3 protein-coding genes are annotated in these 6,894 nt (G+C 72.1%); all 3 read right to left on the reverse strand.

From position 1 onward, the window contains the following. Positions 1 to 59 precede the first annotated feature (59 nt). Positions 60 to 1,739 carry a M28 family metallopeptidase gene (locus ABD679_RS09270; protein ID WP_344759695.1) on the reverse strand — a complete coding sequence of 560 codons (1,680 nt, stop codon included), beginning with the start codon at positions 1,737 to 1,739 and terminating at the stop codon, positions 60 to 62. 138 nt (positions 1,740 to 1,877) lie between these two features. Then, a complete protein-coding gene (locus ABD679_RS09275) occupies positions 1,878 to 4,136 on the reverse strand; it encodes a pre-peptidase C-terminal domain-containing protein (protein WP_344759696.1) in 2,259 nt (752 codons plus the stop codon). Positions 4,137 to 4,395: 259 nt separating this feature from the next. Next, positions 4,396 to 6,810 (reverse strand): winged helix-turn-helix domain-containing protein, encoded by a 2,415-nt coding sequence (locus ABD679_RS09280; protein ID WP_344759697.1) that lies wholly within the window; start codon positions 6,808 to 6,810, stop codon positions 4,396 to 4,398. Positions 6,811 to 6,894 lie beyond the last annotated feature (84 nt).

Here is a 6,894-nt window from a genome sequence, read left to right on the forward strand (position 1 = left end):
CGGAATTCGACGCCATCAGGAAAAAGCTCGCGGCTGAAGCCGCTCCTACAGAGGCGGGGTTACTTGCGCTCGTCCGCGCTCGCGTCGCGCGCGGCGCGGAACTCGGAGTCGCTGCTCCAGTTCGGCCAGCGATCGGAGTTGGCCAGCTCGCTGCCCACCGTGTAGAGCAGCTGCAGGTCGCGCGCCATGCCGCCGAAGGTCCAGCCCGCCTCCCACTCGTCGGCCGGCTGGTGGTAGCGGTTGGCGGTGTACTCCTCGGAGAATTCGCGGCCCGCCGCGGGGCCGCCGTCGACCATGTCCTCGCCGGAGCCGAACGACACCGCCGGCACGCCGCGCTTGGCGAACGGGAAGTGGTCGGAGCGGAAGAAGTAACCGGCCTCGGGCTTGGAGTCCGCGGTGTAGCGCAGGTCGAAGCGCTTCGCCGTGGCGACCAGTGTGTCGAGCAGGTCCTGCCTGGCGCTGCCCGAGGTGCTGAAGTCGCGCGCCGGGCCGTGCGGGTCGAGTGCGTCCATGTTGATCACCGCGACGGTTTTGCTGAGCGGGTACAGCGGTTTCGAAGCGTAGTACTCGGAGCCGAGCAGGCCCTTCTCCTCGGCGGTGACATTGAGGAACACGATCGAGCGCTCCGGCTTCGCGTCGGCCTGCACGAAGGCGCGGCCCATCTCGATCAGCGCCGCGGTGCCGGTGGCGTTGTCGACCGCGCCGTTGTAGATGCGGTCGCCGTTCGCGTCCGGCGCGCCGATGCCCAGGTGGTCCCAGTGTCCGCTGTAGATCACCGTCTCGTCGGGGCGCTTGCTGCCCTCGATGCGGCCGACGATGTTGTAGGAGGTGATGACTTCTGAATCGACGTCGTACTTCGCCGAGAACGTCTCGCCTTCGAGTACCACCGGCTTGAAGTCGCGCGATTGCGCCTGTTTCTTCAGCACATCGAAGTCGAGCCCGGCCGCCTTGAACAGCTCGACCGCGAAGTCGCGCTGGACCCAGCCCTCAAGTTTCGGGTGCGTATCGGACGGGTCCTCGCGCACCACGTCGAACATGGTGTTGGTGTTGGAATTCTTCACCGTCGCCCAGCCGTAGGAGGCCGGCTCGGTCTCGTGGATCACCAGCATCCCGGTCGCGCCCTGGCGCGCGGCTTCTTCGTACTTGTAGGTCCAGCGGCCGTAGTAGGTCATCGCCTTGCCGCCGAAATCACCTTCGCCGGTCTCGTAGTCCGGGTCGTTGACCAGCACCAGCGCGATCTTGCCCTCGAGGTCGATGCCCTTGAAATCGTCCCAGTCGCGCTCGGGCGCGGTGACGCCGTAGCCGACGAACACGATCGGCGCATCGGTGATCTCCACCGTCTTCGAGCCGTCCATTGCCGCGCGCACCGCGATCTGTTCGCCCTGTGCCAGCGTGCGCGGCTTGCCGTCCACGGTGACCGACAGCGCCGGCGTGCCGGCGATGTCCGAGCGCAGCAGCGGCACCGCCTGGGTCCACGCGCGCGTGCCGTCGGCCTGCACGTCGCCGCCGGGCTGCAGGCCCGCGGCCTGCATCTGCGCGGTGACGTAGTCGATGGTCTTCTTCTCGCCGGCGGTGGCGGGGCCGCGGCCCTCGAAGTCGTCGGACGAAAGCGTCTTGACCATCTCCGACAGGCGCTGCGGGTCGAACGTGGGCGCGTCGGCCGGCGGGGCGGCGAAGGCCGGCAGCAGCGCCAGCGTGATCGAGAGCGGAAGCAGTGAGGCGATGGCGCGATGGCGCATGGTGTGTTCCCCGAAGTGAGCCCGTCCGGCTGCGGCCGATGTTAGCAGCGGCGCCCGATGCGAACGGCCCCCCCGCGGGAATGCCGCGGAAGGGCCGTGGTTTTCCGCCGATGCCTGCATCGCGCAGGCGGGAATGGGTCAGTAGCGCGCCTGCAGCGTCAGCCGGTCGAACGCTTTCACGCCGACCACCTTGATGTAGTACGTGCCGGCCGCCGGGTTGGCGATGCGGATCGTCTCGCTGTTGCCCTGGCGCTCGGAGCGGGCGTCGGCATCGCCGGGCGCCGGCTCCGCGTCGCGGCTGGCGTACAGGCTGACGTCGCCGATGCCGCCGTAGGACAGGATGTTGAGCATCGCCGCGCCTTCCGGCACTTCGATCGCGAACAGCAACGCCTCGCCGGCGTCGCCGGACAGACCGCCGACCGGTACCTTGTTCTCCAGCGGCGTGGCGTCGGGCCCGGTGTCGTCGCCCGGCGACAGCACGTGCACGCCGGTGATGCCGCCGAGCGCGAACAGGCGGCCGTCGTCCAGCGCGGCCAGGCGCTGCACGCCCTGGTGGCCCATCGGCGTCAGCTTCACCTGCGTCGGCTGGGTCGGGTCGGCGACGTCGAGCTCATGCAGGCCGTCCGAGTCGGCAAACCAGGCGCGGTCGCCGCGCTGGGCCACGTGGGTGTACTGGTCGTCGTCGCCGGTGTCGTAGCGGCCGACCACCGCCGGCGCCGCCGGGTCGGCGATGTCGATCACCTGCACGCCGCTGCCGCAGGCGAGGTAGAGCAGCGAGACGCCGCTGTCGATCGCCAGGTCGTAGCCGCTGCCGCAGCCGTCGTTGAGGTGCGATACCTCCACCGGCGCCGCCGGGTCGGCGAGGTCGTACACGCGCAGGCCGCCGTCGCTGGCGGTGCCCGACTCGCTGCTCTCGGCCATGTAGGCGTGGCTGCCGTCGACCTTGAGTGCGTAGGGCTGGTTCGTCAGCCCGGCCTGCCACACCAGCGTCGGCGCGGACGGATCGGAGATGTCGGCCACGCCGAACAGGCCGCCGTTGGTCCACTTGGCGACGTACGCATACTGGCCGGCGATATCGAGTACCGCGGCGAACTTGAACGGCACGTTGCCCACTTCCACCGGCGCGGCCGGATCGGACAGGTCCACGCCGATCAGGCCGTAGCCCCAGGCCGCGAGCCAGGCGGTGTCGCCCGACATCTCGACCTCCTCGAAGCTGCGCTGCTCCAGGCTCTTGGGCAGGTCGGCCTCGAAGCGGGCGGTCGGCGCCAGCGTCTGCGCGTCGTTGACCGTCAGGCCGTAGTTCGCCTGCAGCAGGACCAGGTTGCCGCCATGGACCGCCATGTCCTTCGCCGCGCCGCCGCCGGGCAGCCACGAGGTCGAGATGCGTTGCGGTTGTTCCGGCGTGGACACGTCGACCGCCTGCATCAGGTCGGTTTCGGTCGGGATCAACAAGGTGTTGCCGACCTGCACGGCACGGCGGGCGGAGAAAACCTCGAGGTCGAAGTGCCCGGATTGCGCCGGCGCGTCGATGTCGGCGATGTCCCACACGTCCAGGCCCTGGCCGTAGCCGAAGGTGTAGGCGTAGTCGCCGACGTGCACGCCGATGAAGGCAGGCGGGATGTCAAGCCAGCCGCGCTTGGACAGCTGGCCGGCGTCGTTCAGGTCGTACAGGGTGAGCTCGTTGCCGGCGCCGACCACGAAGCCCGGCTCCGCGCTGAGGCTGAAGTTGTCCAGCCCGTCGACCGCGCTGCTGGCCGCGAGCACCGGCAGCTCGGGCGTGCTGGTGTCGAAGACGTCGAGCACGGTGTTGCCGAACCAGTTGCGGCCGGTGGCGAAGATCGTGTTGCCGCTGCTGGTGATCTTCGTGTACTGCCCCGCGCTGGTCAGCTCGGTGGCGGCGAACTCCGGCGCGGCCGGGTCGGCCAGGTCGGAGACGAACACGCCGTGGTTGTTGTCGAACAGGTACAGGTGGTCGTTGGCGACCGCCAGGCCGAGCAGGATCTTGTTGTCGGCGTCGAGGTAGTCCTCGGTCTGGTCGACCAGCTCCGGATGGTCGGGGTCGGCCAGCGACCAGGTCGTCACGCCGGCGCTGCCGTCGTAGCCGCGCCAGCTGGCATACAGGTAGTCGCCGTGGCGGGCGAGGCCGTTGATCGCGCCGTCGGCCGGCGCACTGGTGGCGACGCGGATCGGCGCGGCCGGGTCGGCGTAGTCCCAGGTCGCGACCACGCGGCCGGTGGGGATGTAGACGCGGTCGCCGGCGACGACCGGATCGGCGGCCACCGCGCCGCCGCGCACCAGCGAGAGCGACAGCGGCGCGTCGCCTGCGGCCTGCGCGTGGATGGGGGCGGCCATGGCGATGGCGGCGGCGAGGGCGCTGGCGAGCAGCTTGGTTGCCATGTTGCTTGCTCCTTGAGAGGAAGGACGGACGACGGGCGTCACGGTTCTGTTTTTTCGGAGGGCGCGCCGGCCGTGCGGGGGAACGGCGTGGCGCGGTGCGGGGCGGGCCCCGGCGGCGTGGCGCCAGATGGCGACGCAGGCAGCCCCGTGAACTTGGGCGGACGTGCCACGGGGCGTCATTCCAAGCGGGTAACGATCGTTTGACGAACGCATGACCGGCGCCGGGCAGCGCCGCGTGACCCGCAGGATCGCGGGAAGGCTAGGGCCGGGGTGCGACCTGCGTCGCGGTTCCGGCCGGCGGCGGCAACGCGCGTTCGCCGGCCAGCTCGCGGGCCCGCGCATACGCGACCTGCGACTGCGGGCCCTGTTCGAGCGACCGCAGCAGCCGGGCCTGCAGCGCCGCCAGCGCGAAGTCCTGTCCGGCCCAGGGGGCGGCCCGGCCGACCAGGGCGCTGGCCTCGTCCGCCTGGCCACGCTCGAGCAGCCAGCCGGCGTGGTCGACCACGACCTCGGCGATCTCGGCCGGGATCCCGCGCTGCTCGGCCAGCGCCAGCGCCTTGCGGTAGCCGGCATCGGCCCCGGCCACGTCGCCGCGCGCGCGCCGGGCGATGGCGCCGGCGAGCAGGTCGGGCAGGGAATCGCCCAGAGACGCGTCGGCGACGGCGGAGACCGGCAGGTCGGCGGCCAGCGCGGCCTGTTCGCGGCGCAGCCGCAACCAGGCCTTGCGCCGCGCGTCGCGCTGTGACGGCCAGTCGCGCAGCGCGGCGTCCGCGATCGCGACCGCCCGCGCCGGCTCGCCGCCGGCCAGGGCCAGTTCCGCCTGCAGCAGCTCGCGGGTGCCGGCCTCGGCCGGCTGCGACTGCCCCGCCTCGGGCATCGCCAGCAGGCGCGCGGCCTCGTGCAGCTGGCCCGCCTCGATCAGTGCACGGGCGCGGGTGAGCACGACCTCCGCGCGCTGGGTCGGTGCGCGCAGCCGCGGCAGCAGCATCCAGGCGCGCTCGCTTTCGGCCAGCGCCTCGTCGCGCCGCAGCAACTGCAGCAGGGCGAGTACGCGCGTGTCGCGGAACGTCGACAGTTCGTTGATCGCGCCCATCGCCTCGAAGTCGCGCGCGGCGCGGTCCAGGTACGGCAGCGCCTGCGCCGGGTGGCCGCGATCGACCTCGAGCACGCCAAGGTTGGCGTCCACCCGTGCGACTGCCAGCGCGTCGCCCGCGCTGGCCAGCTGCACGCGGGCCTGGCCGAAGTCCGCCAGCGCGCGGTCGAAGCGCTGCTGCAGCGCGTTGGCCACCGCGCGCCCGCTCAGGGCGACGCCGCGTTCGGTCGGGTGGGTGCCGTCGCCCAGCGCGGCGATCGCTTCGTCGTAGCTGCGCCGGGCTTCGTCTGCGTTGTCCAGCCGGATCAGCATCGCGCCGCGCGCGTTGAGCACCCTGGCGCGGAACAGGGCGTCGTCGCGCGTGGCGGTCCCGTCGAGCAGGGCGTCGAGCGTGGCAAGGCCGCGCGCGTACTCGCCGGCGCGGAAGTCCACGCGCGCCAGTTGGTACTGCAGCCGCGGCCGCTGGCGCTGCAGTTCGGGCGCGTCGAGCAGGATTTGACGCGCGGTTTCGATCTGGTTGGCCAGCATCGCTGCGCGGGCGCGCTGCAGGCGCTCGGCCAGCGCGGGCGGATCGTCGTCGCCGGCGATCGCGTGGCCGCCGAGCACGGCCGCCAGCCGCCCGCTGGCCTGGCGCGCCGCCTGCAGCAGGTCGGCATCGTGCGCATGCGCCTCGTGTCGCGCGCCGTCGCCGTCGCCGGCCTGCAGGCGCACGTCCCAGCCGTCGTCGCTGCGCGTGGCTTCGCTGTTGACGACCCATTTCGCACGCGCGGCCCTGCGCAGCCGGCGCGGGTCGTCGCCGTCCTGCCGGTGCAGGACGCCCAGCGTGGTCTCGCTGGGCAGCACCGGCAGGCCGCTGCGGTGCAGGCGGTCGCCGATGAAGTCCATCAGTCCCAGCCGCGCCCAGCTGGCATCGCCGGGATCGTCGACCCGCGTGGGCAGCACCATCAGCGCGCGTGGGGCGTCGGCCGGGGTTGCGTTGGCCACGGGTGCGGGGGCGGTGTCGCGAACGCGCTGCGACCAGGCCAGCGCCGCCACCGCGACCACCAGGACGATGGCCGCGGCGGCGGGCCACCCGCGCCTGCCGGGTGGGCGGGGAGAACGGGAGGGATCGGTGGACGGCGGGGCGGCGTCCGCGACAGCTTCCTCGATGGCCGGTGTGGTCGTCGTCGTTGCGAAGGCCGCCGCCTGCGGCGGCGCCGGTTCGCGCGGCCGCGCGGGAGGCTCCGGCGCGGTGGACGGCGCAGCCGGCTCATCCACCATCGTTTCTACCGCCACCTCCGCCAGCCAGCGGAAGCCATAACGCGGCACGGTACGGATCGTGTGCTGCTCCTGGCCGTCGTCGCCCACCGCGCGCCGGCTGCGCAGCACCACCTGCGCCAGCTGCGCGTCGGAGACGTTGGAACGCGCGAAGACCGCCTGCACCAGTTCGTCGCGGCTGACCGCACGGTCGCGGTGCTCGATCAGGCAGCACAGGCACTCGAACACCCGCGCCGGCAGCGCAACGACGTCACCGCGGTGCAGCAGTTCGTGCTTGGGCAGGTCGAGGACGTATTCGCCGAAGCGGTAGCGTGCGATCGTCATGGACATCGGGAACGGGGGAGGCCCGCATGATCGCGTATCCCGCGGGCGGGTGCGAAATGCCCCGTTGCCCTGCGGGGGTTGTGG

Source organism: Luteimonas lutimaris (assembly GCF_039537065.1).
GTDB classification, from domain to species: Bacteria; Pseudomonadota; Gammaproteobacteria; order Xanthomonadales; family Xanthomonadaceae; genus Luteimonas; species Luteimonas lutimaris.

Excerpts from the sequence above, each read along its gene's own strand:
- ABD679_RS09280 (WP_344759697.1), bottom strand. The coding sequence starts at position 6,810 with ATGACGATCGCACGCTACCGCTTCGGCGAATACGTCCTCGACCTGCCC.
- ABD679_RS09270 (WP_344759695.1), bottom strand. The coding sequence starts at position 1,739 with ATGCGCCATCGCGCCATCGCCTCACTGCTTCCGCTCTCGATCACGCTG.
- ABD679_RS09275 (WP_344759696.1), bottom strand. The coding sequence starts at position 4,136 with ATGGCAACCAAGCTGCTCGCCAGCGCCCTCGCCGCCGCCATCGCCATG.